The organism is Cytobacillus eiseniae (genome assembly GCF_017874625.1).
Classification (GTDB): Bacteria; Bacillota; Bacilli; order Bacillales; family Cytobacillaceae; genus Cytobacillus; species Cytobacillus eiseniae.
In genome coordinates this window covers 1-26,804 of the sequence record NZ_JAGIKZ010000038.1, presented here as the reverse complement: position 1 = coordinate 26,804, position 26,804 = coordinate 1, and the positions used below count along the sequence as shown (strand labels likewise).

Below are 26,804 nucleotides of genomic sequence, written 5' to 3'. Positions count from 1 at the left end.
ATTGCAAAGCTATCTAAATAAACTAAAACCTTCCAAAATTGTTCTAATGGAAGGTTATTTGGCTTGCTTATTTTTAGAATACCACACAATAAAAATTTATTTAAATGAAAAATGTTGACAAACTATTAGCTGGTTTATTTTATTTTTGCCTGTTACTCGATTAAGATCAAGACATCTTATTTAGATGAAAGATCGGTTATAGGCAGGGATATTCTTTAGCAAAGTTCATTTAATTGCCTCATCAACTTCTTTTAGTAGTGGGCAAAATTAGCATTTTCATTTTTGTCCATCAAATGGATGTCTATATTTAATAAGAACCAATATACATTCATGAATTGCAGGTTGCGTTAATCAAGAAATACTTAGTAAAAAAGAGGCGCCCAAAAAGTTGCATGTTCCTAACTCTTGGCCGCCTCTTTTCGTTCAATCTTGATTTTCAGACAGTAACTCTCACGAACAGTCTAGTACGATTAAAGAATAACGATATTCAAGGAGCTAACTTGTGATACTAGAAGTTCCTCGTATTGTTTTTGGGCTTGGTAAAGTATTTCTTGTTCATTGACTTCAGGATTTTTCTCTTTTACTTGATTGATGAGGTCGGTTTGCACCTTTTGGGTAAGGACGATCAATTCGTATTGTTTTTCTTGTTTAGCCCAAAATTTATCCTCCCCAAATTCTTTAATTAGATTTTGAGCTGCTTGTGACTGGCCATATTGTTCGCGGACACTTTCGATTGCTTCGCTGATTTCGTCGCTAGAAGCCTCATGGCCTTTTTCTAAACCGAGCAATGCAACAGAACGAAGGCGGATAATTTGCGTTAATAACGTATCTTGATCTTGAACCGCTTCTTCTTGATCATCCAAATTGGCTAAAGTTCCTTCCAATTCTTTTCCTTCATACTTTTCTTCTGCTTGTTCCCGATTAATTTCGATATGAAGCTTATTAATGAATCGGTAAAATTCGATATCTTCTGTTGTAACCCATTCTCCGTTGATTGTTGCTACTCCCTCGGGTTCTTTCACATCATATTCGAGTACCTTTTCAGTGGTTTTTCCATCTTCAGTGATCGTGAAAACAATTTCCCACTCTCCAGCCATTGGCAGCTCTACTTCACTAGAATAGATGCCTTTTTCTCCTTCATCAAAAGTTACTTCATATTTGCCATGATCCATATTCACCATAGCAAATTCAGCAGTAATGTCTAAGTCCCCAACAGGTTCATCTTTGTTGGTCACCTTAATAGCAAATTCTCCACTTTTATCCTTTTGATAGTAGAGGTCTTTCTCAACCGTAATGTCTAAGTCTTTACCTGAGCTGCAAGCGGCTAGCATAATCAGTAGAATGAAGCTAATGCCGATTCGTATCTTTTTCATTTGTCATTCTCTCCTAATTTTTGAGTTTGAAGAAATTCCTCCACCGTGTATTTCGTCATTTTCCGCTCATCTAAAAAGGCAACATGGGTACAAAGCTGTTTGATTTCGTCCATATGATGGGAAGAGAGCAGGATCGTTTTATTTTTTAAAGCCTTTAAAGCTTCCAAAATTTCTTTACGGCCGATGGGGTCAAGACCGCTTGTTGGTTCATCAAGCACTAAGATGCTCGAATCTTGATACAACGTAACAGCAAGACCTAATCTTTGGAGCATCCCTTTTGAGTACCCGTTAATGACGGTATTTCGATCTTCCCAAAGGTTCACTGATTTTAGCACCTTTTCGATCCGTGTTTCATCTACTTGGTTCGAAACAGCCCTAGCAAAAAATCGCATATTATCTAATCCTGTTAACAATGGATAGAGCATGAATTTTTCAGGTAAATACCCAATTTCATTTTGCGGACGGCTCTTTTTCGTGAGTGTAATCCCATTAATGGTGATCGTTCCTTTTTTTATAGGAAGAATGCCGAGTAAGCTATTAATCAATGTTGATTTTCCTGCCCCATTTCTTCCGACTAATGCACAAACCTCATCCTTTTCGATCGTTAGGTTTACATCGTCCAGAACGGTCTTATTTCCATAGGATTGATGGAGATTTTGAATGTCAATCATTCGGATCCCTCCTTACGATGAAAGATGATAGCAATAATAAAAGATACAACGAGTAATATACTTCCATTTGCGAGAAGGAATACACCTGGTTTCAACCACATGAATGATTTTAAAAGCTTGGACATATGGTCAAACGAGTATACCCCTAATGATGATTCAAGAAACATTCGAGCGGCTTGAATCGGATTTAAAAAATAGACAGCCGAGAATAGTTTTACATTTTCATAAGAGATATCTGGAAGAAAGGACATCAGAATAAAGTCATGTATAAAGAAAAAGTAAAACCAAATGCCAATTGTAAAACCAACGATTTGCATTCTCGAACGGCTAATGCTGCCGATTAATAATCCGATCTGTGTATAGACGACGATTATACATATAATAGAAACGAGAAATGCAAAATAGCTCTTTAAATCTACTTGAAAGAAAAACTTTGCTGGTATTAAATAGACAAAGAACCATAGGAAGATGGGCACAATAAGCATGGAGTGCACAGCAAGGCTTTTTTTAAAGAGAAAGCTAGTAAAGGAATCTCGTCTCGTCAAAAGCATAATCAGTGTTTTTTGCTCTTTTTCTTGAAAAATACTAAAGGCCCCTAAAAATAAACATAATAAGGGGAGGAAATAAACGAAAGCATCGAATAAATTGATTAAAAGAACATAAAATCCTTGGTCAAAGGAAAGAGTGAAGGATTTAAACAATAAACCGACTGAAACAAGAATGATGATCCCAAAAGATAACCATAATCCCTTTCCTTTTATGTTTTCCTTCCATTCTTTCCAAATATAATGCATAGTTGATGTCTCCCTTTTATTGAAATAACGGTTAAGATCAAAAGACTAGCGAGTACATACCAGATCCAATGAATGGACGGATGGTCATTCTTTACTAATGGAAATGGATCTTCAAACATCGTCTCATTTTTATTAAAAAACTGATTTAGCTTTTCGTAAACGGCTACTGCGGGACTTTTTAGGAATAGGTATGTTAATTCCTGATCTTCAATCAGTTCGTATAAAGAAGATTGATAGGAAATAGGCTGGTCACCAATTCCGTCTTGATTGAGATCCAGTACAGGGAAGGTTTTCCCCCAATTATTTCCTTTCTGATCGACACTCCATTCATTTCTTCCCTGACCGCCAAGTGTTACTGCGGGAAGTGTGTTTTCGTCAATTGTATTTAAAGTAAAGTTTTGCTCATTGGAGCTTGCCCAAAGCTCGACTCCAATTTGATTTTTAATAATTTGGTTATTTTTTATTAGGCTGTTCGTCGATTGATCAATATATAATCCACGTTGATTCAGAAAAAATGTGTTCTCTTCAATTACGGTATCGATTGCGGAAAGAAGGAGCAGTCCGAATGATTTATGCCCATAGTTGAAGATGAATTGATTATTTTCAAGCTTAATCCCTCTGGAGTGCATAATGGCAGCACCACCAGTATTAAAGGTGAACGTATTCCCTTCAAAAGCATTATGATCTGAATACATATAATGTAATCCATAACGTGTCTCGCTAATGCGATTATTGTTCATTTGATTCCGATTTGCATAATCGAAGAACATTCCGTCTCTTGTGCCTTCGATTACATTATTTTTTAATATGTTATCATTCGCATAATAAACATGAAGCCCATTGCCTTGATTAGCGATCTGTCCTTTGCCTAATCCAGTGATTTCCGAGTTTTGAACGGTATTAAAATGGGCCTGGCTAAGATAAATACCGTGAAAAAAGTGTTTAATAATTACACTATCAATTACGTTATGATCGGTATACACTTTGATAGCCGCATATTCTTCTGAACTATTCCGATCTAAACTACTATTCGTTACGGTTAAGTTCCTTATTGTTACATAAGGGGAGCGAATAGAGACGACATTGCCTGTTCCGTCCCCTTTAATGACGGTTTTCTTATCTCCAATGATTTCAATCTGTTTGTTAATGACAATATTGCCTTCATACGTCTTATTTTCGAGTTGGATAACCGCCCCGTCGTCAGCAGAATCAATAATGGCTTGAAGATTCTCTGATGCAAGACCTTTACTTGGTATGAATATAACAATTAGCGACAGCAGGAAGAGTAAGCGTATGGACATTCTCATTTTTGCCGATCCTTCCATAAAGGAATTAATAGGAGAATAAAGGCGGCAATCACTAAATAAGTTCCTAGCCCAAGATGGCTATAGGTCACAAAGTTTGCTAGTGTATTTTCTCCTATAATGGGTGGAACGAATGGATCTACTTTTATAGGGGCCATCGGATCTAATTCTGTACCAAAGTTTTTGAGCCAGCGATTTAAATCCCACACGCCGAGCAGGCCTCCAATAACAAATATTCCTATAACAAAGTATAGGAAGGACTTTCTCCTAATGATAGCAGTCATTAACACAAGAAATGCAAGACCGCCAATTAAATAAGAGAGATATTGCAGCTCAGGAAAGTTTTCTTCACTAAAGTTGGCCATTCCGATGTAATGGTTCAATCCATTGACAATATCAATTTCCCCTTCAAGCTTATCGGGGTACACAATAATATTTAATCCTTCAGGATATTGCGGAGCGAAAAACTCCATTTTCCACCATGGGAAGAATAGAGAGGCAACGATTAATAATGTAGCAGCTACTAATAGAAAAGATGAAACGGCGGAAAGTCGCTTTCCATTCAATGTAAACACGCCTTTCTAAATGAAAAGGAGGGAGGGCATCAATCAAGATTGATACCCTGTCCTTTTTCTGTTTAAGAAATCATAAAATGCGATATTGCTTAATATTTGTTATTAGCTCTTTGGTTTTACTAAGAAGTATCCAGTCATTTCTTGGTGTAATGCTGAACAGAAGTTTGTACAATACATTGGGTAAGTACCTGCTTTATTAGCAGTAAATTCAATTGTATTTGTTTGTCCAGGCTGTACTTCCATATTTAAGTCATAACTATTGATTGCAAAGCCGTGTGTAATGTCTTGGTCAAAGTCAATATTCGTTAAGTGAATGAATACTTTGTCGCCTTCATTTACTTCAATTACATCTGGTCTTTCTGCTTTTGCATCAAAGATGAATTTTGAACGCATTGCGATTCCGTATACATGAACTTCATTGCCTTTACGTTCAATTCGAGTATCTTCTTGGTTATAAGCAGCTAAAGGATTGTTCTCTTCTTTTTCATATATAGAGATTGTCTTTATTTTGTCAGCCTTAATCATCTGTGCATAATGCGGTTCAGGGTTAACTGGTGCCGATTGAATGACTTCCATCTTATCGCCAGTTAAATCGATTAATTGCATGGATTCTGGGTGCGAAGGTCCTACAGATAAATAAGAATCCTTAGCAATTTTATTTAGAGCAATTAAGTATTTGCCATCTGGGTTAACTGTATCTCCTTCAGCAGCAACAGAGTGTCCAGGAGAATATTGAACTGGAACACGGTCTAATGTTTCACCCGTTTTAGGGTCCCATTTCACAATCTCAGAAGAGATGAACATCGTTGTATATGCCATGCCTTTGTCATCAAATTGAGTATGAAGCGGCCCAAGGGCATTTTCAGGATCCACTTCTCTTTCCATAACGGAATCATAATTAATAATTGGAATTCCGTTGCGTTCACCAGCAAAGTCTTCGTTTTCAATTGCATCAAATGCTTTTTGGAATGAGAACACGGTCATTGCAGGAGCTAGTTTTCCTGATGCAATAAAGTGCTCGCCATCTGGTGTTACGTCGACTCCATGTGGAGATTTAGCAACAGGGACAAGATAGATGCCGCCTTTATGTTTTTCAGGGAAGATCATTTTTTGGCCAGTTACTTCATCGTAGTCACCATCTTGAATCTTTTGTTCTAGTTCTTTCCAGTTGAATAACACAATGTAGTCACGGTCAGCTTGTGATGCATTAATTTCTAGATTGGTTGTTGCTTCTTCTGTATTGTAAGTTGTCATAACAGCCCAATCAGCAGACATCTTTTTACCGGCATCAGATAAATCATAAGACCATGGTGGAAGAGCGACTTGATAAGCGATGTTCAATTTTTCATTTTCTTCATCAAATGTGACAGCGGACATCACCCCGCGATATTTCTCACTGTAATCATCTAAGCTTGCATATTCACTTCCAATTGGAACAGCGAATCGAGTTGGGAGAAACATATACTCCGTATTTTGTGTTACAAATGCTGCACAGTGAGGACCGCTTGTGTTAGGAACATCTATAATATCTCTCGTTGTAAATGTTTCTAGATTCATTACTGCCGCACGGCTATTTCCTACGTCCGTTGCAAACAAGTATTTCCCATCATAGTCACCATCTGTTTCTGATAATGCAGGGTGGTGAAGATCTCCCCAATTATAGTCACCCATTAATTCTTTTGTATGTTTGTCAAATCCGTATCCAGTAGCAGAGTCTGGAGAGAAAACTGGTACAGTTCGAATATGACGCATAGATGGAACACCGTAAATGAACATTTGTCCAGAGTGTCCACCAGATGCCATTAAATAATACTCATCCTTTTCTCCAAAAGGGACATAAACTTTTTCCGCATTTGTCTTATTTGCATGATCATTCGTAGCAGAACCAGATGGACCTGACGAAAAGTCTGCAAAGAATACGGTTGCTGCTAAGACACCGGCGACTAAACCAGTAGCAGCAGGAATCCAATTTTTCATAAAATACTGCACCGCCTTTTTTTGTTTTAGTTATCTGGCTAGATTATTATTCCGCAGCCTTTTGTAGTTCCTGAACAATTTGCTCAATTTCTTCATCCGTTAATGGATTGCCACTAATCACGCTTGACATGACAGCAGAAGTTGGCTCCTTCAGAAATTCAGCAAGTGGTTTGCCATGTTTGCCCTCTACATTGTTAAATGATTGAGTTAAATCAGGACCAGTTGCTCCACCTTCAAGGTTCAATCCATTAACCGCATGACAGCCTAAACAGCCTTTTGCTTGTAGAATATTGTCGTCTGAAGCAGCTACTGAATCACCCGTAGTATCTGTTTCTTCTTCAGCAGGCTTAGGGGTATTTGTATCGTTCACTGCTACTTCTGGTTCGGAGTCATCAGAACCAATCACATCAAATACCAAATATCCAAGGCCGAGGCCGATAAGCGCACTAATGATAAAAATAATTAAAGGTTTTTTCATGCTTTCCCTCCTCTAAAGTTGGTATAAAGTTATCCTAACTTTCATAAATGTGTCATCCTGTGATTAAGTTCACATTATTAAGTCGTCTTGTGAATGAACTGTGAATGGGTAGTGAAGAAATTGTGAACCATGTTTTTCTCCAGTAGCAAAGGTTTTCTAGAATCCATATATCAAGTAATAAGAAAGAATTCACATATAAAGTTAGTATGTAACGAAAGGATGCAAATAATAAGTGTGAAAAAAATCACATGCATCATATATTCACTTAGTTAAAATAGGATTAAGATAAAGGAAGGTTGAGGTGAGAAATAAACATGAATTATTCTAGTGCTGCTCAGCAGTCTACTATTGAAGAGTTTCTAAGTAAGATTGAAGTGTTTAAGAATCTCCCTAAGCAGTCGGTACAATTAATTGATAATCGAATTATAAAAAGGCCATATAAGAAGGCAGAGCAAATATTTTCAGAGTATGAAGAGGCACAGGGTGTATTCTTTGTCTATTCAGGAATTGTCAAGCTAACAAAGCAAGATGAGCAAGGGAATGAATTAATCACCTGTATTAAGAAAAAGGGCGAAATTTTTGCTGAGGCATGTCTCTTCAATGCGGAAGGAATGTGTTACCCAGCAACTGCGACAATGATTCAAGAGGGAGAAATATACTTCTTAAAGACAGAGGATTTAGAGCAGGAGTTAATGCTTTCACCAGAAATGTCAGTGCAGATTATCCGTTATATGAGTGAACAGCTGCGTGACATGACTTCCATTTTAAGAGATATGGCACTCTTAGATGTGTATATGAAAACAATTCGAACATTGGATCGTTTGGCAGAGAAATTTGGAGCAAATCGCTGCAACCGTATGTATATTGAACTTCCAATTACTGTTCAAGAGTTCTCGACATTAGTTGGTACCTCTAGAGAAAGTGTGAGCAGGGTCTTCTCTAAATTGAGAAAAGATGAAATCATTGAAATAAAAGGGAAAACAATCGTTATTACAGATTGGTGTAAATTCTGTGCCCTCGTTCATAATAAATTATAAATTTCTAAAACAGGATTCTAGGAGGATTCTGTTTTTTTGTTTATAATATAGGAAAATGCTAGGAATAATTGAGGTGTGCGTGCAGATGGCAGATTTCCGTTCAAGTGTAATTATTCAAAAACCAATCGACGAAGTATTTAACTATATGTCAGGCATGGAAAATGTCCATGAAGTCATGCCGATTGTTGTTAAAATGGAAAAGCTAACAGATGGAGAAATTGGAGCAGGAACAAAATTTAAGGAAACGCGGTTAGTTAGAGGGAAGAACGTGTACGCAGAGGTTGAATATGTTCAATATGAGCAAAACCGATCCTTTACTTCTAGAAGCAACTCAAATGGGCTAATTGTTGAATACAAGTATATGTTTCATGAGATTGAAGAAGGAACTCAGGTAGAGTTTGAGGCATTTATTAAAACAACAGGCTTAAGAATGAGATTATCGAAGCCGATGATTGTTAAGATGATCAAACGAGAAGACGGCTACCAGCTTGAGAACTTAAAGAATATGCTTGAAAAAGAAATAGAAGAGAAGGCTTTATAAAACGATAAAAAGCAGTTTTCACGAATAAGTGAAAGCTGCTTTTTTCATTGTTAAGGAAATTATAAATTAAAATGTTGTAGATAACTTTGAGACATGTTCTGCGTCTAGCTCCAGCGCCTATCGCCTATCAAACTTCAGGTCTCCTCCGCAACGATTGCGTCAACATCGGTTCGTTGACGCTCACCGTGTTTCCTTTATCTCAGTCGAAGGCCTTCCAGTTTGTACGGCGAGACCTTAGGCGCTTGCGCTTTTCTTATAAAGGAAGTACTAAGTTAAAAGTGATATGTCCAAAATCGCTCATTATGGATTCTAGCCATCACTTCAGGATCTTGATTTTTAAGCTTTTCTGTCATATCTGTAACCATTAGCTGTGTTTGTGACACATGTGCTTTAATGGCAGCAACCTTTTGATCGGCCACTTCACTCACATTGTACACAATATCTGCTTGGCCAATATCCTCTTCACAATTATTCGAAAAGGCCACACAATGAACCTTTGGCCGACTTGCTTCTGGCATTTCCCTTACTGCTCGAATGACAGCAGCACCTGTTGCATCGTGGTCAGGGTGAACAGCATATCCAGGGTAAAACGTAATAATTAACGATGGGTTGAGTTCTGCAATGATTGCCCCCATATGGGCAGAAAGGACAGTTTCATCCTCGAATTCTACCGTTTTATCGCGATAGCCAAGCATTCGTAAATCGGTAATTCCAAGGACATTTGCTGCATCTTGTAGTTCCTTTTTACGGATATGTGGCAATGATTCTCGTGTCGCAAAAGGCGGATTGCCCATATTTCTTCCCATTTCACCTAGTGTCAGGCAGGCGTATGTAACAGGTGTGCCCCGCTTTGTATATGATGCGATCGTTCCTGATACACCGAATGCTTCATCGTCTGGATGTGGGAAGACAACTAATACATGTCTTTCATTTTCCATCTTGAATGCTCCTTTCATGAATTAAATCGTCCATTTCTAAAATGGCTCTTCACCTATTTGTAAGGAAACAGCAAGCTTGCCACTATAATCATGTCCAGCTAATAGAAGTCTCCCTTTTTCATCTACTTCAAAATGAGTAATTCCTTCAGCATACACCCAGCCAAAGTTCATTTTCAGGCCAATACGAAAAGGGCCACTTCCTTTGATTTTCCCATGCTCATATTGAAGATGGGCATTTCGTATATAGGCACCCGAAGAGAAAAAGGACTCATCGAAATGAGAAGCATACGCCCCATTTGTTGTTTCAAGATGAATATACACTTCCCTTTGGGCAAAGCGATCGATTTCCTTTTGTACCTGATCAATTATAACCGGTTCCATTCGAATCCCCTTCCATTACACATAAATTCATTTCATCATATGCGTTTTATTTTACTAAAAAACACTGAAAAAGCGAAATAAACAGAGTCGATTGACTCTGTTTATTTTCCTGTTACTTAGGAAACTATAAATTTGCTTTTGTTTATAGCTTGTGAATAAGTATGTTTCCATCCAGCTCTAGCGCCTATCAAATTTCAGTACTGCTCCGCAACGATTGCGTCAAGCACGGTATCACTCACCGTGTTTCCTTTATCGAGAGGAGCAGTTATCCACTTTGTACGGCAGACCTTAGGCGCTTGCGCTTTTGTTCATTATGATTTAAGTTGTTCAGCTTCGATGCGTCCAGCACCAAAGCGGCGATACGCTCCATGCATTGTTGGACCGACAAATTCATTTAGTTTAAATCCGTGGCTGATTGCCGCTGTAATGAAGTCCTTCGCAATTTCTACTGCTTCAACAACTGATTTTCCTTTTGCTAGCTCTGCTGTAACAGCTGAAGCGTATGTACAGCCGGCCCCATGTGTGTACGTTGTTTCAATTCGTTCACTTTCAAACAGTCTGAATTCCTTCCCATCATATAGAAGGTCAACTGCCTTTTCATGATCTAGCTTGCTTCCGCCCTTAATGAGCACATATTTTGCACCAAGTTCATGAATTTTTACTGCCGCTTCCTTCATATCATCCACAGTCTTAATCGGTCCTGTTTGAGCCAATTGCCATGCTTCAAATAAGTTAGGCGTAACAACGGTTGCGCGTGGGACAAGAATTTCCCTTAATGCATCCGCTGTTTCAGGATGAAGAACTTCATCTTCCCCTTTACATACTAGAACGGGGTCAATAACGACTTTATCCAATTTATTTTCATCAATCACTCTAGCAGCAAGCTCAATGATCTCGACTGAACCGAGCATTCCTGTTTTCATTGCATCGATTCCAGTTGATAGAACCGTTTCTATTTGTGTTTCTAAAGTTTCTAAAGCAATTGGGAATACGTTGTGGTTCCAGTTGTTTTTCGGATCCATTGTTACGATGGTCGTAAGGGCTGTCATTCCATATACACCAAGCTCTTGGAAAGTTTTAAGGTCAGCCTGAATGCCTGCACCTCCACTAGTATCTGAACCCGCAATTGTTAAGACTTTTTTTATTGTCATGTCAAATTCCCCCTTAGAAGGCATGGATTATTGTGATGATGAGTTTTTCTGCTACTAATTATAGCAATAATCAATATAGCGAGAAACAGTATTCAATGATTTTTACCTAAATATTTCAGCAGTCGATGCAGTCCTCTCTAATATTCTCCCATATCTTCGCATATAAATGCTATGAGGTGGTTTTTATGACGGGGAAATCAGGGAAATTTAGCTGGTCAAAGCTTCCCGAGGGTGCGGAAGATGTTCTGGGGCAAGAATTTTGGAACGATTTTCAGCAGCTTTTTCCAAAGAAGGGACCCCTTATTGATCTATATGAATTACCAGATGAAGGAATCATCTTAGTTGAATTGCCAGGCTTGCATTCCATTCAAGATATCAAAATTAAGCAAAGCGGCATGAATATCATTATTATAGGAACGATCTCCGAACTCTTTTCTAAAAGGAAGGGGAGCATCATTATAAATGAGCGATATACGGGTCCTTTTGAGCGGAAGATACCGATTCCCTTTTCTTTTACAGCTAAGGATGTTTTGGCAAAATACCAAAATGGCCTTCTTGAGATAAAGATTAAGAAAGTAAAGAGTGAAGAAATCATTGATATTTGCTTCGAATAGTGAATGGGAGGTGAATGGAATTGGCAACTATTAAATTCAAGCAATTTACAATTGACCGTATGAAAGACTCATCGGCTGTCTTTTCCGGGAATAACTTTCAACATAAATTTTCATCATCCATTCGTAAAGCCGAAGGAAATGGGGCAATCATTGGCGATCACAATCTTGTTTTCAATAATATTCATACGGTAAAAAATAAGACACAAAGCTCAGAAACAGAGTGATTTCATTGTTTTGGCATAAGAAAAGAAAAGAGAAAGACAGTCCTTCCTTACATGAATTGAAGCAGCAATTGAATGATTTGCAAGCAAGTGTTCAAAGCTTAAAAAACCAAAAGACGGAGTACCATTTCCATATTGATAAAGTAGATATTAATCATCCTGCTCTTGACCAATTAAACTTTCATCTTGATCAAATTGATATTGAAGAGTTAAGTGGTGCGCTAAATGTTGGGAATAACTTCGGGGTAAGCATTAAGGATAAAAATGGGGAAAATAAGCATTCGGCAGAAGAAGGCAAGGGGATAAAAACGACGAAGGCTGGCTATTCCATTTCATTAAAGAATAAGGAGGATAAGGGATGACACTTCTTTCCCCTAATTTTTTTATTGGGACAATTCGGATTGGGACAGTGGAAGGTGCTTCATGTGTAAATTTCGGCAATAATGCCCCATCTGGATTCGAGAGCTATAAAAAACATAGCCAAGGCTTCGGAAGCATAAGTGGAGATGGAAACACAATCGAAGGCTTACGTTCATTATTAAATGATGCAGCCGTAATGGATTTACTTGTTCATAAGGATGAGTCAGCGCTTCCTGCATGGATACAAGAGCTTATAGAAGAAAAAATGAAAGCAGGAGACTAATGCAGTTATAGGTGGTGATTTCCTTATCTAGCGCTAGTTGGTTGGGGGATCAGGATGAGCATGAGAGCAGTCAAGCTGATAAAATAGACGGAGAAATTCCGCTTAATTCGTAATTTTTTATAAAAAAACCATCAATAAGCGGAAAAATTCCGCCTATTGACTCCAAAACTTTCAATAATGGGCAATTTTCCACTGGATAACCGGAAAAACTCCGCTTATTTCATCCAAAATGAGCTTCATTATGTATATAAGCGGAATTACTCCGCTTATTTTCCTTTAGCTGGTTTCTCGCATTAAGGACAAGACATCATATTTAGATGGAAGTGAGGTTATAAGCAGGACGTTCTTTAGCAAGCTTCATTTTTTCACCTCGTTAGTTGAAGAGGTGAAAAATATAATATAAAAAAGGCAGAGGAGACTAAACCTCTGCTTTTTACTGTGTGATTTTTAAACAAAAACGATTTAGCTTGATAATGACTTTATGAATTCAGTTTTGCTAGTAGTCTCCCTCTTTCATTTATTAAGCGGTTTGAAAGCACTGCTTCTGTCTATGAAGTAAAATAGCAGCATTCAGCCAGTCTTAGCCCTTCCTCTTTCCTTAGCTATTCGACGATGGTTCATTTTTAATTGGCATGTCAATCGCATCATTATCATATACGACGTTGATATTATGTGTAAGGCGATTCATATCTCCGATTACTGTTCCCATCGCACTATTCTCCTTTATTTGTGACTTCCAGTTTAATTGAATATTTGAACCTGTAAAAACCCCAGCATTTCCACTCATATGATTAATTGTAATGGAATCAAATTCAATTTTCATAACCGCATCTAGAACTGTACATTCGGCTGAGGACTCATAATATCAGGCGTATTGATTGGTGCATCTACAAGATCATTATCACAAATGATATTAAGATTACCTGTGATTGCAGATAAGCCAATTTGTTGCCCAGCAGCCATATTCACTTTCCCCTGAACAGACCAATCCTCTTGATTATTTTGACCTGTTGCTACAGTCCCATTCCCGCTAATCGCATTTACCGCTATTTGATTAAAAATAATCGATACTGGCATCGTATTCCTCCTCTAATAAAGAGCTGCGATCTTTTCAACGAATAACCTATAAAATGCTTTATGTTATAGTATTCGCCCATTGAAGGAAATGTGTGAAGACAAGTTTTTTATTTCATAAGGGTGTTGTCACAAAAAGTTCACAATAATTTATGACGAAATTGTGAATAAAGATAAATTGTAAGATTTCAATCAATTTATCGTGACAAATGTTACTGAAGATCGATCCTAATCCATATATTATTATTTCGTACCAAGAAATAAATTTTTGCATTAATCTCATTATTTTTTTTACTTATGACGGGGTTCATTCCATGTGCAAAGGGGTGGAACGATGAATAAAAAGGGATGTCCTGAAGAGTATCCAATTACACTTAAAATAAATGGGTTTGAAGTAGCGGTCTTTCAGTTGACCAATCAGGATTTAGAGGACTGGGTTCATGGTTATTTATTTTCAGAAGGAATGATCCAAGCAGCCAATGATATACAGTCCATTCAATGTGATGAAGATTCAGGGACACTTGCGGTTACTTTAACGGAAGGGTTTGATCCTGAAACAATCTTTTCGAAGAAGAAGCATTATACAGCAGGATGTGGGAGAGGTGTTACATTTTTCTCCATGACAGATGTGAAAACGTTTACGAAGATTCACTCTGAGACTACTTACTTATTAAGTTATATTTTGAAGAAACGAAGTGAGTTTGCAAAACTTTCTCCACTATATGCAGAAACAGGTGGGATGCATGGTGCTTGTATTGTGTATCCAAATGGGGAAATAACGGTTCGAGAAGATATAGGCAGACATAATGCCGTTGATAAGATCATTGGACACGCCCTTCGAACAAATTGTAGACCAGAGGAGTTAATCCTGCTGACAACTGGCCGAGTTTCTTATGAAATGTTATCAAAAGCAGCAAAGTTTGGTTTTCCGGTTATCGGATCAAGAACAGCTGCGACGAAACAGGCTGTTCAGCTAGCAAAATATTTAAATATTGAAGTAGTTGGTTATTTACGAGGTCGAATGTCTATATCGTATTCTTCGTTTGGAAGGGTCATAAATGATCTTGAAGAAAGAACTGCAGTGGTTCATCCAATTGAAAATGGATTTTGATAGATAGAGTTAGATTGTTTGAATAGGGGGAATTTAGATGGAAATGACAAGACGACAGTTCCTGAAAATATCAGGTGCTGTAGCAGCTACCCTTGCTGTTATTGAGCTAGGGTTTGATGAGAAAGGAGCTCAAGCAAAATCAAAAGAGTTTAAGATTGCTGAGCTGAAGCCGACACCAACTATTTGTCCATATTGTGCAGTTGGCTGTGGAATATTAGTTTATTCTAAAGGTGATGATGTGGTCTATACAGAGGGAGATCCAGATCATCCAATTAATGAAGGTAGCCTATGTAGTAAAGGGACAACTGTCCGTCAAGTCTACACAAGTGAAAAACGGATAACAAAGCCTTTATACCGTGCACCTGGTGCTGATAAGTGGGAAGAGGTAGACTGGGATTTCGCACTTGATAAAGTAGCAAAAAACATTAAAGAAACAAGAGACCGTACATTTATTCATAAAGAAAATGGTCTGACAGTAAACCGTACAGATTCAATTGCCTATTTAGGCGGTGCGGCATTAGATAATGAAGAGTGTCACTTATTACAAAAACTATTCCGTGCTGGATTAGGGTTAACCTTTATCGAGCACCAGGCCCGAATATGACATAGTTCAACGGTTGCCGGTCTGGCACCTACATTCGGTCGTGGAGCAATGACAAATCACTGGAACGATCTTAAGCATGCTGATGTTTTAATGATCATTGGAGCAAACCCAGCGGAGAATCATCCAATCAGCTTTAGATGGATTTTAAAAGCATTAGAAAAAGGCGGAAAACTAATTTCTGTCGATCCGCGTTTTACGAGAACATCCCAAATGGCAAATGTTTATGGACAGCTGCGTTCAGGAACGGATATTCCGTTTATCGGCGGAATGATTAATTATATTCTCGAAAATGAGCTGTATCATAAAGAGTATGTAGCTGCTTATACAAATGCTGCTTACATTATAGAAGATACGTATTCTTTTGAAGACGGCATGTTTAGTGGCTACGATAAAGACAAGAGAAGCTATGATAAGACAAAATGGGCATTTAAGAAGGATGAAGAAGGAAAGACGCTTCAAGATCCAACATTGAAAGACCCAAACTGTGTTTTCCAGCTAATGAAGAAGCATTTCTCTCGTTATGATATTGATACAGTAATCGGGGTAACAGGTACAGCGAAGGAAACGTATTTAGATATATGTAAAACATATGCTTCAACAGGTGAGGTAGGAAAAGCTGGAACGATTTTATATGCAATGGGTGGAACGCAGCATACGGTTGGAACACAAAATATCCGTTCCTACGCAATTCTTCAGCTTCTGCTTGGAAATATTGGGATTCAAGGCGGTGGCGTAAATGCCTTGCGTGGAGAATCGAACGTTCAAGGTTCAACTGACTTTGGACTCCTATATGATAATGTTCCAGGATATATGCAAGTACCAACAACTGCGGAAACGGATTTCACATACCAAGGCTTCCTAGATCGTATTACACCTAAAGAAGGGTACTGGGTGAATAAGCCAAAGTTCTATACGAGCATGTTGAAATCATTCTATGGTGATAATGCAACAAAAGGAAATGACTTTGGTTATGACTATTTGCCGAAGCTTTCAGCAGGTAGAAACTACTCATTTATGCGCTTATTTGATGCTATGTATCGCAAAGAGTTGGAAGGTCTCCTTTTATTCGGGTCAAACCCTGCGGTTGGTGGTCCAAATGCTGGAAAGGAAATCGAATCACTTAGCAATCTGAAATGGATGGTTGCGGTCGATCTATTTGAAACAGAAACTTCATCATTCTGGCAAAAAGAAGCGGGAGCAGACCCTGCATCGATTCAAACAGAAGTTATTTTCCTACCTGCTAGCAGCTCTTTTGAGAAAGAAGGATCTGTTACAAATTCAGGCCGCTGGATGCAGTATCGTTGGCAAGCAATTAAGCCAAAAGGTGAATCAAAGGCAGATTTGGAAATTGTCCACATGCTTGCACGTAAATTGAAAGATATGTACAAGAATAGTTCCAACCCAGCTGATATGCCGATGAAAGCAATGACATGGGATTATGGGGAAAGTGATCATCCTGATATTGATCTTGTTTGTCGAGAAATTAATGGGTACGACATGAAGACAAAACAACAAGTGAAAATATTTGGGGACTTAAAAGACGATGGATCTACTTGTAGTGGAAACTGGATCTACTGTGGCTTCTATCCTGAAAATGAGAATCTAGCTAAACGCCGTGATAGTACGGATGAAGGCATGAGCAACTTCTTAAATTGGTCTTTTGCATGGCCAGCAAACCGCCGAATTTTATACAACCGCGCAAGTGCCGACTTAAATGGGAAAGCATGGAGCAAGGATAGAGTAGGGATCGAGTGGAATGCACTTGAAGGAAAGTGGAAGGGACATGATGTTCCTGACTTTGTTGTCACAAAAGGGCCAGATGATCCAACATTCATTGATCCATTTATTATGATGGCAGGCGGAAAAGGAGCCATCTTTGCATCAATTAATGAAGGGCCGCTTCCGGAGCATTATGAGCCATATGAAAATCCAATGAAAAACTCATTCTCAAGTGTTCAATTAAACCCTGCAGTCCAATTCGGTGAGGAAGAAATGAATGCACAAGGGGATGTATCGAAATATCCAATTGTTGCTACAACCTATCGCCTATCTGAGCATTGGCAATCTGGGGCAATGACAAGAAGCCAGGAGTGGCTAGCAGAGCTTGTTCCACATATGTTTGTTGAAATCAGTGAAGAATTGGCTTCTGAAAAGGGAATCAAGAATAAAGACAAAATTGTTGTTTCATCCGCACGTGGTGAAATTGAAGCTTATGCAATGGTTACAAAGCGATTTAAACCGTATAAATTAAAGGAAAAAACAGTCCACCATATCGGTATGCCATGGCATTTCGGCTATAAAGGAATCGTTACAGGTGGCTCGGCAAACCGCTTAACACCGCATATTGGAGACGCAAACTCAACAATACCAGAATACAAAGCATTCCTATGCGATGTTAGGAGGGCAAAATAATGGAAACGATTAAATTTGTCGATGTAACGAAATGTGATGGCTGTCGTGCATGCATGGTGTCATGTAAGAACTGGAATGACCTCCCATCAGAAATAGAAGAGTTTCATGGAAGCTATCAATCTCATGAAAAAATCACTGCGAATACATGGAATGTAATCACTTTCAATGAGCAAGAAAGAAAGGATGGCGGACTAGATTGGCTTTTCCGCCACTCTTCTTGCATGCACTGTGTGGAAGCATCATGTGAAAAGGCATGTCCTGAGGATGCGATTAGCCATACGAAGTTTGATTCTGTTGTTATAGATTACGATAAATGTGTCGGCTGTGGGTATTGTGTACAGGCATGTGAATTTGATGCGATTAATCTGGCAACCTATATTGATAAAAACGGCAAAGAATTTAGAAAAGCACAGAAATGTACACAATGTACGGATCGCTTAGAAGAAGGCATGCAGCCGGCTTGTGCAACAGCCTGTCATACGGGTGCCATTGTATATGGAGATAAGGATGATCTTCTTGCTTCAGCCGAGGAACGTTTAGCGAAAGTGAAGGAACGCTATCCAAATGCGAATATTTACAACCCGCAAGGAATTAAAGGAACAAACACGGTTTATTTATTAGCAGATAAACCATCAACATATGGATTACCAGAAAATCCAAAAGTTGCTCTTTCTCAAGTTGTTTGGAAAGATTACGCACAGCCAATTGGAAAGGCAATGCTTGGTGCAACAACAATGGCTGTTATTGGTTCATTTATCGCTAACTCTCTGAATAAAAAGAATGAATCCAGTGAAGGGGAAGATCACCATGAATAAAAGTGGAAATCAAAAAACGGTTAAACGTTTTAATCTAGGGTTCAGAATCTCTCACTGGGTGAACGCAGGTGCATTCTTTGTTTTATATATTTCAGCTTTGCCGATGTACACGGAGTTTTTTGACTGGTTATATCCAGTCTTTGGAGGACCGGCTGGTGCAAGACTTGTACACAGAATTGCAGCGGTTGCCTTTATGCTCCCACTGCCGATTATGATTATTTTTGATTGGAAAGGCTTTGTTAATTGGGCGAGAAATATTGTTTCTTGGAAAAAGCATGATTTCATGTTCTTCCCTCAATTTATTAGAGAATTCTTTGGAATGAAAGCAAAAGTGCCAAAACAGGACTTCTTTAATGCTGGGGAAAAGGTAAACTCTATTTTAATGATTTTGACAACAATCATGCTTATTTGCTCAGGGCTTATTATGTGGTTCCCGCAATTCTTCCCTTATGCCATTATTATGTGGGCATATCCAATGCACAGCATTGGCCTAGGTTTAGCTGCAGCAGTTGCTGTTGGCCATATTTACATGTCTCTTGTAACGGCAAAGCCTTCTATGAGAGGGATGCTAAAAGGAGATGTGTCTGAGGAATATGCAAAAGACCATCATGGCCGTTGGTATGATGAATTACAAGAAGAAGAATTAAAAAAGAAAAAGCATGCATAATTAGTAATCAGCCTTTTGACAATTGCAAAACATATTTGAGAGAGCTACCCTGTACTTAGGGTAGCCTTTTCCTCTCTTGCCGATGAACAACTATCTGAAAAGAAAGTGGTGTTTCCTGATGACAAAAACGAATGTTCTTGATGAGAAATATGAGAAACTTCAAAATGAGATTCAATCTTTACATGAAAAGTGGAGAGGAGAAATCTCTGAGATTTCATTAAATGGACTAGAACAGGTGAAGGAAGGATCCCCGATTATTCCTCAGCTTGACCTGTCTATTAATATCAATCAATATCAACAATTTATAGAAGAATTACTGCAATTAATTGGGGAAAATAATTCAGACGTGACGAATGCTGCGGAAAAGCTGAAAGAACTGTTAACAGCTGAAATGCTACAAACATGGTTTAAAGAAGCCATCACGGTTAATCATTTCTACTTTGCTAACTTGGCAGAAGAACATGAACTGCCTGAGTGGCTGCCAATATTTTTAGCCGAACAGGCAGTGCGTCCATTTTTGCAGGCAGCAACGGTTGAATTGGAGCCTACATTAAAGGAAATGAAGCATACCCATTGCTGTTCTTCCTGTGGAGAACCTGCTCGCTTCGCCATTCTTAATAAGAAGGGGAAGAAAGAACAGTCATGTCCAAGATGTCATTACGCATGGGAAGAGAAGAAAATTAGCTGCGCGCATTGCGGTTCTGAGGATGAGCTAGTCATTCTTAAAGTTGAAGGTGACGAAAGTGCTGAAATACATGCATGTCATAAATGTAAAGGGTATACTAAGGTTATTGATACAAGGAAAATGTTTAAGAAAGAATCTCCAACCTTATTAGATGTTAAGAGTATCCATCTTGATTTTATTGCACAAGAAAAGGGATTTGGCATTTCGGAGGATGAAAATCAAAAGGCTCATTAATAATCTAGAAGGTGAGAGGCTTGAAAGCTACAGGAATTATTATGGCTGGTGGGAAATCCAGTAGAATGGGGACAAATAAAGCCCTATTGAAAATAGGTGAGGCTACCGTCATTGAAAAGATTGTAGCTGAACTTCAAAAAACCGTTTCTAATATTATCATAGTGACAAATAAATTTGAGGACTATGAATTTCTTGATCTCCCAATGGTGAAGGATATATGGACAGATATGGGGCCGCTTGCGGGAATTCATGCTGGGTTACATGCATCGACGACAGTAAAGAATTTAGTTGTTGCCTGTGACATGCCATTTATATCAGCACAATTAGGTGACATACTGCTTCGTCTATTGGATGAGCATGATGCAGCAGTTCCTAGAATTTCTGGCCAGCTTCATCCTTTATTTGCAGCATATCGAAAGGAAGTACATGAGGAAATCAACCAATCCCTACAGAGGGAAGAATTGCGTATTAGACTGTTTTTTCAAAAGGTAAATACGAAAATTGTTACGGAAGAGGACTTAATGGCCCTTTCATTTGCATTTCAAGAAAATTATTTTTTCAATATGAATGATCCAGGAGAATTCGAGAAGGCTTTGCAGTTAGCCTCTGATCAATCAAAAGAAAGCAGCGATTACGAATGAAATTTTTTCAGGTTAAATCTGTAGAAGAAACGTTTAATTTAATTAGAGAGCAGATCCAACCAATCACTGAAACGATAAAAATTCCACTCTATGATGCGCTTCACTATGTTCTAGCTGAGGATTTAGTGGCTTTAGAAAACGTCCCTGACTTCCGTCGTTCAACTGTTGATGGATATGCGGTAAAGGCATCGGAAACATTTGGTGTCACTGAGAGTCTGCCTGGGTTTCTTCATTTAGTCGGTGAAGTCCAAATGGGGAAAGTGCCATCAAGCTCACTTCAGTCGGGAGAAGCCATGTATGTCCCAACAGGCGGGATGCTTCCAGAAGGCAGTAATGCGGTTGTAATGATTGAACATTGTGAAGATATGAGTGGGTTACTGAATATTTTCAGACAAGTTGCCCCAGGAGAAAATGTAATTTCTGTTGGAGAAGACATGGAAAAGGGACATATCCTTTTAGAAAAAGGCACAAAGCTTCGCTCACAAGAGCTAGGTGCACTTGCATCTCAAGGGATTATCGAAGTTTCTGTTTATCGAAAACCAGTAATTGGCTATCTATCCTCTGGTGATGAAATTGTTCCGATCGAAGCAGCAAAGCTCTCTCTAGGTGAAGTAAGAGATATGAATGGCATGACAATCGGGGCACTTGTGAAAGGGTGGGGGTTCACCTTTCAATATGGCGGAATCGTTCAAGATAGCCGAGAAGAGTTTGAACAAAGGGCAAAGGAATTATTAGCTAAAGTGGATTGCTTAATCGTTTCTGGAGGCAGCTCTGTCGGCACGAAGGACTACTCAGTTGAAGTGATTCAATCACTCGGAGAACCAGGTGTATTCGTTCATGGAGTAGCTATTAAGCCAGGAAAGCCGACCATTTTATCTTCAGCAGGCAATAAGCCAGTCATCGGTCTGCCTGGTCACCCAGCTTCTGCCGTCATTATTTTCCACCTGTTTGGAAAGGCGATATTGGAACAATTGAATGGGCTGCCATATGAAGAAAGGCGGCTTACTTTTGCAAAAGTAACAAAAAATATCCCATCCTCTCCAGGACGAACAGATTATGTGAGAGTGCGGCTTTTTAACGAAAACAATGAATGGCATGCGGAACCGATATTTGGAAAGTCAGGTCTTATTTCGACACTTGTCAAAAGTGAAGGAATGGTTGAAATTGCAGCAAGGAGTGAAGGGGTTCAAAAAGGTGAACTCGTTCCCGTAATTATTTTTCAATAGGGGTGGTCTATGATGGCAAAAGAATATAAGAGAAAGGTTTATTTGCAGGACAAGCCCCGTCTTGAGGCAAAACAGCAAATGTTTACTCATTTCAATTCAAAAAGAGAAATCGAATGGGTGGATAGCTCGGATTCTTTAGGTCGGGTATTAGCAAAGCCGGTGTTTGCAAATAGCTCCATGCCTCATTACCATGCATCAGCAATGGATGGGGTGGCGGTCATTGCCGAAGAAACTTTCTCAGCTCATGAGCATAGGCCTATTCAATTGAAAAAAGATCTAGAGTTTGCATATGTGGATACAGGAAATGAAGTACCCTCTCCATTTGATGCGGTGATTATGATTGAACAAGTAAATGAAATCAGTGAGGACATCATTGAGATTATCGAGCCTGCTGTCCCTTGGCAGCATATTCGGCCAATTGGTGAGGATATTGTTCAAGAGGAAATGCTATTTCCTCAAGGGCATATCATTCGACCTGTCGATATCGGTGCCCTTCTCGCTTCAAGAACGGTGAGGATTCCAGTTGTCAAAAAGCCGGTTGTGACAATTATCCCAACAGGTAATGAATTGGTTTCGCCGACTGATACGATTTCAACGGGGCAATTAATTGAGTTTAATGGCACCGTGTTTGCGAATTATATTCATGAATGGGGCGGAGAGCCGCAGCTGCATCCAATTGTGAAGGATGAACCATCAAGTATAAAGACAACGCTCCTAGAGGCAGCCAAACATGCCGATATTGTCGTTATAAATGCAGGTTCTTCCGCGGGATCAAAGGATTACACCGTACATATCATTGCGGAATTAGGGGAAGTTTTCACACATGGAGTAGCAACAAGACCTGGCAAGCCAGTCATTATTGGGAAAATTGAGGACACGATTATCATCGGTGTGCCTGGTTATCCTGTTTCTGCTTATTTAGCACTTGAATGGTTTGTACGACCGCTCATCTGTGAGGTTTTGCAAGTTTCTGAACCTGTTAGACAAAAGTTACAGGTGAAATTAGGCCGTCGCATTGTCGGTACGATGGGGGCAGAGGACTTTATCCGGATGAATATTGGTTATGTGAACGGAGAGTATATTGCTAATCCGCTTCCAAGAGCTGCTGGTGTGACAATGTCTCTCGTTCGAGCAGATGGGATGCTAGTCATTCCACCAACAAGTCTTGGCTATGAGCAGGGAGAATATGCTGAGATTGAATTATATAAACCATTGGAAGCGATTAAGGAATCCATTGTATTTATTGGGAGTCATGATTTAACAATTGATCTATTATCTTCACAAATGAAAGCAGTAAATAGAAATACGAGTATTATGTCCTCTCATGTAGGAAGTTTAGCAGGGATTATGGCAATTAAGAAGGGCGAGGCACATGTAGCTGGTATTCACCTTCTTGATCCAGAAACGCATGAATATAACGAATCGTATATTGAACGATTTTTGGCAGATAAAGAGGTTGTTCTTTATCCATTTTTAAAAAGAAAACAAGGTTGGTTATTGCCAAAGGGCAATCCACTTGATATACAGAATGTAGAGGATATCGTAGAAAAACAAGCCCATTTTGTGAATCGACAAAAAGGGGCGGGCACTAGAATTCTCTTTGATATGCTGTTAAGAGAAGCAGGACTAAGCACAGAAGAGATTATCGGCTATGGGCGAGAAATGTTTTCACATTTAAGTGTGGCTGCAGAAGTGAAGGGAAATCAACATGCGGTTGGCTTAGGCATCTACCCAGCTGCAAAGGCAATGGGGCTTGACTTCATCCCAGTTGCTGATGAACATTATGATTTACTTATGACAAGAGCATTCTTCGAAAGTCAGCAGGGAAAAGATTTAATCAATGTGATTCAATCGGAAGCGTTTTTTGAAAAAGTAGCAGGAATTGGCGGGTATTTGTTAGAAAAGAACCCAAATCCAATCTATCTTGGCATGAGAGAGTGAGAGAGATGAATTATTCAATTGCAAAAGAACCGATTATTGTACAGGAAGTGATTGATAAGGTAGTCCAGCGTGAGGCAGGAGCAATCACTACCTTTATTGGCACTGTCAGGGAATTGACGCATGGGAAAAAGACATTGTATTTAATATATGAAGCTTACGAATCAATGGCTGTGAAGAAGCTGGAGCAAATCGGAAAAGAAATCAAAGAACGTTGGGACGGAGCAGATGTTGCCATTACCCATCGAGTAGGTAAGCTTGATATCACTGATATTGCTGTTGTGATTGCTGTTTCTACTCCCCACCGTGCAGATGCATATGAGGCGAATCGATATGCGATTGAGCGGATTAAGGAAATTGTCCCTATTTGGAAAAAGGAACATTGGGAAGATGGACAAAAGTGGATCGGAAACCAGCTTGAGACGGTTGCTTATCCTACAGGAAAACCAGAGGAGAGTGATTTAAATGAATAAAGTTTTGTTTTTCGCTCATTTAAAGGATGCTGTTGGTGAGGAAGTCATTGAGCTAGATACGAATGGAAAGTCGGTTGTGGAAATTAAGGAGTTAATGAAGGAAAAGTATCCTGCCCTTAATCTTGAAAATGTGATGGCAGCAATTAATGAGGAATTTGCATCAGATGAGGACATTCTCCAAGCAGGAGATACAATTGCCTTTATTCCCCCAGTAAGCGGCGGGTGAACAGGAGAAGGAAGTGTACACTATGGATGATCGGTATTCCCGTCAAACATTATTCCCGTCCATTGGAAAAGAAGGACAAAAGAAAATTCGTTCGAAGCATGTGTTAATGATTGGTGCAGGTGCATTAGGCTCTGGGAACGGTGAGTTATTAACTCGAGCAGGCGTAGGCAAGCTAACGATTGTGGATCGAGATTATGTGGAGGCGAGTAATCTTCAACGCCAGCAGTTGTATACGGAACAGGATGTAGTAGACAAGCTGCCTAAAGCGGCAGCAGCAGCCAGTCGTTTGAAGGAAATCAACTCGGAAGTCAATATTGAAGCAGTTATTACAGATGCAACACCTGAAAAGCTAGAAGAGCTTGTCAAAGGTGTCGATCTAATCATCGATGCAACAGATAACTTTGAAACGAGAATGGCAATTAATGATATATCGCAAAAACATCAAATCCCATGGATTTATGGTGCCTGTGTTGGTAGCTTTGGCATGAGTTTAACGATTATTCCAGGGAAAACTCCTTGCTTGAATTGTATTTTAAAGAAAATACCGATTCAAGGAATGACATGTGATACAGGGGGCATTATTGCGCCAACTGTTCAGATGGTCGTTGCACATCAATCAGCTGAGGCGATGAAAATCTTAGTGGAAGATTGGGAGGCTGTTCGCACCTCTTTTGTAAGCTTTGATGTATGGAGAAATCAGTATACAAGCATGAAAGTAGTAAAAGCAAAGGATGAGAACTGCTTATCATGTGGGCAAAATCCAACATATCCTTATTTGGATCATGAGAATATAATGAAATCGACCGTTCTCTGTGGACGTGATACAGTGCAAATTCGTCCACCGAAGCAACAAAAGCTCCAATTTACGGTTTTGTCACAGCAACTAAAGGCCCTTGGCTACGAAGTAAAAGGAAATCCATATTTATTATCAGTTGAAATGAATGAACAACGTCTCGTCATCTTCAATGATGGCCGTGCTCTCATTCATGGCACAAACGATTTAACCCAGGCAAAGACGATTTATCAGCGTTTGCTTGGATAGATATGTATTATTAAAATGAGCTCTGACCAAATGATGGTCGGAGCTTTTTTTTAGGAGTCATAGGAAATACTTCCATTTTCTTTGGATGTATTGAAATAAACCCTCTCTAGATCTTAGCAAGATTAAGAGGGGGTCCTTTTTGTTTTTCTTATCGATTTTCGTTGTCCTCCCGTTCATTATATATTGGAAAATGAGAAAAAAGGAAAGGAAAAAGGGGCAAATATGATCAAATCGTAATCAAAAAAATAAAATCATTTCATTTTGCTCATTTTTTTCATATAATTAAGTTAATTATGAAAAATTGGAAAAGGTGTGTCAAAATGGATAATACAGACAAGCGAATTTTAGAGTTATTAACAGATAATGGGAGATTATCTTATGTTGATATAGGAAAACAACTTGGTTTGTCACGGGTTGCGGTTAGAGAAAGAGTGAGTAGATTGGTGGAAGATGGAGTTATCGAGCAATTTACAGTTGTCATTAATAGCAGCAAGGCTGGTAAAGACGTGTCCGCTTTTTTTGAAATTGATTGTGAGCCGAGTTCACTCGTTAAGGTAGCCGAGGCATTAGCGGAAAATCCAAGCGTTGCCAGTTGCTATCAAATGACTGGCCCATCAACCTTACATACGCATGTGTTGGTAGATAACTTTGATGCATTAGAAAGATTTATCAACGAGGAATTATATGATTTAAATGGAATCACTCGTGTAGAAAGTCATATACTGCTTCGCCGATTTAAGAGTAGAAGAGGGCTGAAATTATAATTACAGCTTTGCGCCTAGAAAGTGAGCTGACTCAGAGATTGTTAATTATACGATCTTATGGAGTCAGCTTTTTATCTTTTAGGTAATTCCATTAGTCGCATAGAGGCCTGAACGAACAGAAAATCAGATGAAAGAGTCCTCAATCAGCCGTATAGAGGCCTGAACGAACAGAAAATCAGATGAAAGAGTCCTCA

General features: G+C 39.0%; 30 protein-coding genes. 18 read left to right on the top strand and 12 right to left on the bottom strand.

The features are described 5' to 3' along the window. Positions 1–470 precede the first annotated feature (470 nt). The 7 genes from J2Z40_RS18630 to J2Z40_RS18600 all read right to left on the bottom strand — a co-directional run bounded on the left by J2Z40_RS18630 (position 471) and on the right by J2Z40_RS18600 (position 7,172). Positions 471–1,373 (bottom strand): FixH family protein, encoded by a 903-nt coding sequence (locus tag J2Z40_RS18630; RefSeq protein ID WP_066398489.1) that lies wholly within the window; start codon positions 1,371–1,373, stop codon positions 471–473. Next, positions 1,370–2,044, bottom strand: a complete 675-nt coding sequence (locus J2Z40_RS18625; protein WP_066398487.1) for an ABC transporter ATP-binding protein — start codon at positions 2,042–2,044, stop codon at positions 1,370–1,372. The genes J2Z40_RS18630 and J2Z40_RS18625 overlap by 4 nt, the downstream gene beginning before the upstream one ends. Continuing rightward, positions 2,041–2,838: an ABC transporter permease gene (locus tag J2Z40_RS18620; protein ID WP_066398486.1), complete on the bottom strand. Its 798-nt coding sequence runs from the start codon at positions 2,836–2,838 to the stop codon at positions 2,041–2,043. The genes J2Z40_RS18625 and J2Z40_RS18620 overlap by 4 nt, the downstream gene beginning before the upstream one ends. Continuing rightward, entirely contained in the window at positions 2,802–4,145 is a 1,344-nt protein-coding gene (gene nosD, locus J2Z40_RS18615; protein WP_157087861.1) for a nitrous oxide reductase family maturation protein NosD, read from the bottom strand. The genes J2Z40_RS18620 and nosD overlap by 37 nt, the downstream gene beginning before the upstream one ends. After that, positions 4,142–4,717, bottom strand: coding sequence for a hypothetical protein (locus J2Z40_RS18610; protein ID WP_342590351.1), 576 nt, complete (start codon positions 4,715–4,717; stop codon positions 4,142–4,144). The genes nosD and J2Z40_RS18610 overlap by 4 nt, the downstream gene beginning before the upstream one ends. A 102-nt stretch (positions 4,718–4,819) precedes the next feature. Then, the gene (nosZ, locus tag J2Z40_RS18605) at positions 4,820–6,694 is read right to left on the bottom strand and encodes a Sec-dependent nitrous-oxide reductase (RefSeq protein ID WP_066398483.1); all 1,875 of its coding nucleotides are present in this window, start codon (positions 6,692–6,694) and stop codon (positions 4,820–4,822) included. 46 nt (positions 6,695–6,740) lie between these two features. After that, positions 6,741–7,172, bottom strand: coding sequence for a flagellar basal body-associated FliL family protein (locus tag J2Z40_RS18600; RefSeq protein WP_066398480.1), 432 nt, complete (start codon positions 7,170–7,172; stop codon positions 6,741–6,743). 314 nt (positions 7,173–7,486) lie between these two features. Here J2Z40_RS18600 and J2Z40_RS18595 point away from each other — a divergent pair, with 314 nt between their 5' ends. Then, positions 7,487–8,209 (top strand): Crp/Fnr family transcriptional regulator, encoded by a 723-nt coding sequence (locus tag J2Z40_RS18595; RefSeq protein ID WP_066398478.1) that lies wholly within the window; start codon positions 7,487–7,489, stop codon positions 8,207–8,209. Positions 8,210–8,294: 85 nt separating this feature from the next. After that, complete coding sequence (locus J2Z40_RS18590) at positions 8,295–8,750, top strand: SRPBCC family protein (RefSeq protein WP_066398477.1); 456 nt, start codon at positions 8,295–8,297, stop codon at positions 8,748–8,750. A gap of 272 nt (positions 8,751–9,022) precedes the next feature. Here J2Z40_RS18590 and bshB2 read toward each other — a convergent pair whose 3' ends face one another. The 3 genes from bshB2 to pdxK all read right to left on the bottom strand — a co-directional run bounded on the left by bshB2 (position 9,023) and on the right by pdxK (position 11,220). Then, positions 9,023–9,688: a bacillithiol biosynthesis deacetylase BshB2 gene (gene bshB2 / locus J2Z40_RS18585; protein WP_066398475.1), complete on the bottom strand. Its 666-nt coding sequence runs from the start codon at positions 9,686–9,688 to the stop codon at positions 9,023–9,025. Positions 9,689–9,724: 36 nt separating this feature from the next. After that, the gene (locus J2Z40_RS18580) at positions 9,725–10,069 is read right to left on the bottom strand and encodes a YojF family protein (protein ID WP_066398474.1); all 345 of its coding nucleotides are present in this window, start codon (positions 10,067–10,069) and stop codon (positions 9,725–9,727) included. Positions 10,070–10,380: 311 nt separating this feature from the next. Continuing rightward, a complete protein-coding gene (gene pdxK, locus J2Z40_RS18575) occupies positions 10,381–11,220 on the bottom strand; it encodes a pyridoxine/pyridoxal/pyridoxamine kinase (protein ID WP_066398471.1) in 840 nt (279 codons plus the stop codon). Positions 11,221–11,405: 185 nt separating this feature from the next. Here pdxK and J2Z40_RS18570 point away from each other — a divergent pair, with 185 nt between their 5' ends. Genes J2Z40_RS18570 through J2Z40_RS18555 form a run of 4 tightly spaced genes read left to right on the top strand, consistent with a single transcriptional unit; the run spans position 11,406 to position 12,698 of the window. Next, a complete protein-coding gene (locus tag J2Z40_RS18570) occupies positions 11,406–11,834 on the top strand; it encodes an Hsp20/alpha crystallin family protein (RefSeq protein ID WP_066398468.1) in 429 nt (142 codons plus the stop codon). 20 nt (positions 11,835–11,854) lie between these two features. Then, positions 11,855–12,058, top strand: coding sequence for a hypothetical protein (locus tag J2Z40_RS18565; RefSeq protein WP_066398466.1), 204 nt, complete (start codon positions 11,855–11,857; stop codon positions 12,056–12,058). Positions 12,059–12,063: 5 nt separating this feature from the next. Next, positions 12,064–12,417 carry a hypothetical protein gene (locus tag J2Z40_RS18560; RefSeq protein ID WP_083953977.1) on the top strand — a complete coding sequence of 118 codons (354 nt, stop codon included), beginning with the start codon at positions 12,064–12,066 and terminating at the stop codon, positions 12,415–12,417. Next, positions 12,414–12,698, top strand: coding sequence for a hypothetical protein (locus tag J2Z40_RS18555; RefSeq protein ID WP_066398464.1), 285 nt, complete (start codon positions 12,414–12,416; stop codon positions 12,696–12,698). Before J2Z40_RS18560 ends, J2Z40_RS18555 begins: the two co-directional genes overlap by 4 nt. Before the next feature lie 598 nt (positions 12,699–13,296). Here J2Z40_RS18555 and J2Z40_RS18550 read toward each other — a convergent pair. Further along, a complete protein-coding gene (locus tag J2Z40_RS18550; RefSeq protein ID WP_066398454.1) occupies positions 13,297–13,521 on the bottom strand; it encodes a hypothetical protein in 225 nt (74 codons plus the stop codon). An 8-nt stretch (positions 13,522–13,529) separates the two neighbouring features. Further along, entirely contained in the window at positions 13,530–13,775 is a 246-nt protein-coding gene (locus tag J2Z40_RS18545) for a hypothetical protein (RefSeq protein WP_066398451.1), read from the bottom strand. 331 nt (positions 13,776–14,106) lie between these two features. On the opposite strand from J2Z40_RS18545, the gene fdhD reads away from it, so the two are divergent. The 12 genes from fdhD (at position 14,107) to J2Z40_RS18480 (ending at position 26,610) form a co-directional block, all read left to right on the top strand. Next, the gene (fdhD, locus tag J2Z40_RS18540; RefSeq protein WP_066398450.1) at positions 14,107–14,883 is read left to right on the top strand and encodes a formate dehydrogenase accessory sulfurtransferase FdhD; all 777 of its coding nucleotides are present in this window, start codon (positions 14,107–14,109) and stop codon (positions 14,881–14,883) included. Positions 14,884–14,920: 37 nt separating this feature from the next. Beyond that, positions 14,921–17,899 (top strand): formate dehydrogenase-N subunit alpha, encoded by a 2,979-nt coding sequence (gene fdnG, locus J2Z40_RS18530; protein ID WP_083953976.1) that lies wholly within the window; start codon positions 14,921–14,923, stop codon positions 17,897–17,899. Next, positions 17,899–18,714: a 4Fe-4S dicluster domain-containing protein gene (locus tag J2Z40_RS18525; protein WP_245350174.1), complete on the top strand. Its 816-nt coding sequence runs from the start codon at positions 17,899–17,901 to the stop codon at positions 18,712–18,714. Before fdnG ends, J2Z40_RS18525 begins: the two co-directional genes overlap by 1 nt. After that, the gene (locus J2Z40_RS18520; RefSeq protein WP_066398443.1) at positions 18,707–19,381 is read left to right on the top strand and encodes a formate dehydrogenase subunit gamma; all 675 of its coding nucleotides are present in this window, start codon (positions 18,707–18,709) and stop codon (positions 19,379–19,381) included. The genes J2Z40_RS18525 and J2Z40_RS18520 overlap by 8 nt, the downstream gene beginning before the upstream one ends. 118 nt (positions 19,382–19,499) lie before the next feature. Then, positions 19,500–20,300, top strand: coding sequence for a formate dehydrogenase accessory protein FdhE (locus tag J2Z40_RS18515; RefSeq protein ID WP_066398441.1), 801 nt, complete (start codon positions 19,500–19,502; stop codon positions 20,298–20,300). Between the two features lie 20 nt (positions 20,301–20,320). Then, the gene (gene mobA / locus J2Z40_RS18510) at positions 20,321–20,941 is read left to right on the top strand and encodes a molybdenum cofactor guanylyltransferase (protein WP_066398439.1); all 621 of its coding nucleotides are present in this window, start codon (positions 20,321–20,323) and stop codon (positions 20,939–20,941) included. Continuing rightward, positions 20,938–22,167: a molybdopterin molybdotransferase MoeA gene (locus J2Z40_RS18505; protein WP_066398437.1), complete on the top strand. Its 1,230-nt coding sequence runs from the start codon at positions 20,938–20,940 to the stop codon at positions 22,165–22,167. The genes mobA and J2Z40_RS18505 overlap by 4 nt, the downstream gene beginning before the upstream one ends. Before the next feature lie 9 nt (positions 22,168–22,176). Beyond that, positions 22,177–24,108 (top strand): molybdopterin biosynthesis protein, encoded by a 1,932-nt coding sequence (locus J2Z40_RS18500; RefSeq protein WP_066398435.1) that lies wholly within the window; start codon positions 22,177–22,179, stop codon positions 24,106–24,108. A gap of 5 nt (positions 24,109–24,113) precedes the next feature. Then, positions 24,114–24,578, top strand: a complete 465-nt coding sequence (locus J2Z40_RS18495; RefSeq protein ID WP_066398433.1) for a molybdenum cofactor biosynthesis protein MoaE — start codon at positions 24,114–24,116, stop codon at positions 24,576–24,578. After that, positions 24,571–24,804, top strand: coding sequence for a molybdopterin converting factor subunit 1 (gene moaD, locus J2Z40_RS18490; protein ID WP_066398430.1), 234 nt, complete (start codon positions 24,571–24,573; stop codon positions 24,802–24,804). The genes J2Z40_RS18495 and moaD overlap by 8 nt, the downstream gene beginning before the upstream one ends. A gap of 22 nt (positions 24,805–24,826) precedes the next feature. Continuing rightward, positions 24,827–25,846 carry a thiazole biosynthesis adenylyltransferase ThiF gene (locus tag J2Z40_RS18485; RefSeq protein WP_066398428.1) on the top strand — a complete coding sequence of 340 codons (1,020 nt, stop codon included), beginning with the start codon at positions 24,827–24,829 and terminating at the stop codon, positions 25,844–25,846. Positions 25,847–26,166: 320 nt separating this feature from the next. After that, positions 26,167–26,610, top strand: a complete 444-nt coding sequence (locus J2Z40_RS18480; protein WP_245350173.1) for an Lrp/AsnC family transcriptional regulator — start codon at positions 26,167–26,169, stop codon at positions 26,608–26,610. The last annotated feature ends 194 nt before the right edge of the window (positions 26,611–26,804 follow it).

What these genes read in the sequence shown, in the direction of transcription:
- J2Z40_RS18630 (WP_066398489.1), bottom strand. Translation starts at nt 1,373, where the DNA reads ATGAAAAAGATACGAATCGGCATTAGCTTCATTCTACTGATTATGCTA.
- J2Z40_RS18625 (WP_066398487.1), bottom strand. Translation starts at nt 2,044, where the DNA reads ATGATTGACATTCAAAATCTCCATCAATCCTATGGAAATAAGACCGTT.
- J2Z40_RS18620 (WP_066398486.1), bottom strand. Translation starts at nt 2,838, where the DNA reads ATGCATTATATTTGGAAAGAATGGAAGGAAAACATAAAAGGAAAGGGA.
- nosD (WP_157087861.1), bottom strand. Translation starts at nt 4,145, where the DNA reads ATGAGAATGTCCATACGCTTACTCTTCCTGCTGTCGCTAATTGTTATA.
- nosZ (WP_066398483.1), bottom strand. Translation starts at nt 6,694, where the DNA reads ATGAAAAATTGGATTCCTGCTGCTACTGGTTTAGTCGCCGGTGTCTTA.
- J2Z40_RS18600 (WP_066398480.1), bottom strand. Translation starts at nt 7,172, where the DNA reads ATGAAAAAACCTTTAATTATTTTTATCATTAGTGCGCTTATCGGCCTC.
- J2Z40_RS18595 (WP_066398478.1), top strand. Translation starts at nt 7,487, where the DNA reads ATGAATTATTCTAGTGCTGCTCAGCAGTCTACTATTGAAGAGTTTCTA.
- J2Z40_RS18590 (WP_066398477.1), top strand. Translation starts at nt 8,295, where the DNA reads ATGGCAGATTTCCGTTCAAGTGTAATTATTCAAAAACCAATCGACGAA.
- bshB2 (WP_066398475.1), bottom strand. Translation starts at nt 9,688, where the DNA reads ATGGAAAATGAAAGACATGTATTAGTTGTCTTCCCACATCCAGACGAT.
- J2Z40_RS18580 (WP_066398474.1), bottom strand. Translation starts at nt 10,069, where the DNA reads ATGGAACCGGTTATAATTGATCAGGTACAAAAGGAAATCGATCGCTTT.
- pdxK (WP_066398471.1), bottom strand. Translation starts at nt 11,220, where the DNA reads ATGACAATAAAAAAAGTCTTAACAATTGCGGGTTCAGATACTAGTGGA.
- J2Z40_RS18570 (WP_066398468.1), top strand. Translation starts at nt 11,406, where the DNA reads ATGACGGGGAAATCAGGGAAATTTAGCTGGTCAAAGCTTCCCGAGGGT.
- J2Z40_RS18555 (WP_066398464.1), top strand. Translation starts at nt 12,414, where the DNA reads ATGACACTTCTTTCCCCTAATTTTTTTATTGGGACAATTCGGATTGGG.
- J2Z40_RS18550 (WP_066398454.1), bottom strand. Translation starts at nt 13,521, where the DNA reads ATGAAAATTGAATTTGATTCCATTACAATTAATCATATGAGTGGAAAT.
- J2Z40_RS18545 (WP_066398451.1), bottom strand. Translation starts at nt 13,775, where the DNA reads ATGCCAGTATCGATTATTTTTAATCAAATAGCGGTAAATGCGATTAGC.
- fdhD (WP_066398450.1), top strand. Translation starts at nt 14,107, where the DNA reads ATGAATAAAAAGGGATGTCCTGAAGAGTATCCAATTACACTTAAAATA.
- J2Z40_RS18525 (WP_245350174.1), top strand. Translation starts at nt 17,899, where the DNA reads ATGGAAACGATTAAATTTGTCGATGTAACGAAATGTGATGGCTGTCGT.
- J2Z40_RS18520 (WP_066398443.1), top strand. Translation starts at nt 18,707, where the DNA reads ATGAATAAAAGTGGAAATCAAAAAACGGTTAAACGTTTTAATCTAGGG.
- J2Z40_RS18515 (WP_066398441.1), top strand. Translation starts at nt 19,500, where the DNA reads ATGACAAAAACGAATGTTCTTGATGAGAAATATGAGAAACTTCAAAAT.
- J2Z40_RS18505 (WP_066398437.1), top strand. Translation starts at nt 20,938, where the DNA reads ATGAAATTTTTTCAGGTTAAATCTGTAGAAGAAACGTTTAATTTAATT.
- J2Z40_RS18500 (WP_066398435.1), top strand. Translation starts at nt 22,177, where the DNA reads ATGATGGCAAAAGAATATAAGAGAAAGGTTTATTTGCAGGACAAGCCC.
- J2Z40_RS18495 (WP_066398433.1), top strand. Translation starts at nt 24,114, where the DNA reads ATGAATTATTCAATTGCAAAAGAACCGATTATTGTACAGGAAGTGATT.
- moaD (WP_066398430.1), top strand. Translation starts at nt 24,571, where the DNA reads ATGAATAAAGTTTTGTTTTTCGCTCATTTAAAGGATGCTGTTGGTGAG.
- J2Z40_RS18485 (WP_066398428.1), top strand. Translation starts at nt 24,827, where the DNA reads ATGGATGATCGGTATTCCCGTCAAACATTATTCCCGTCCATTGGAAAA.
- J2Z40_RS18480 (WP_245350173.1), top strand. Translation starts at nt 26,167, where the DNA reads ATGGATAATACAGACAAGCGAATTTTAGAGTTATTAACAGATAATGGG.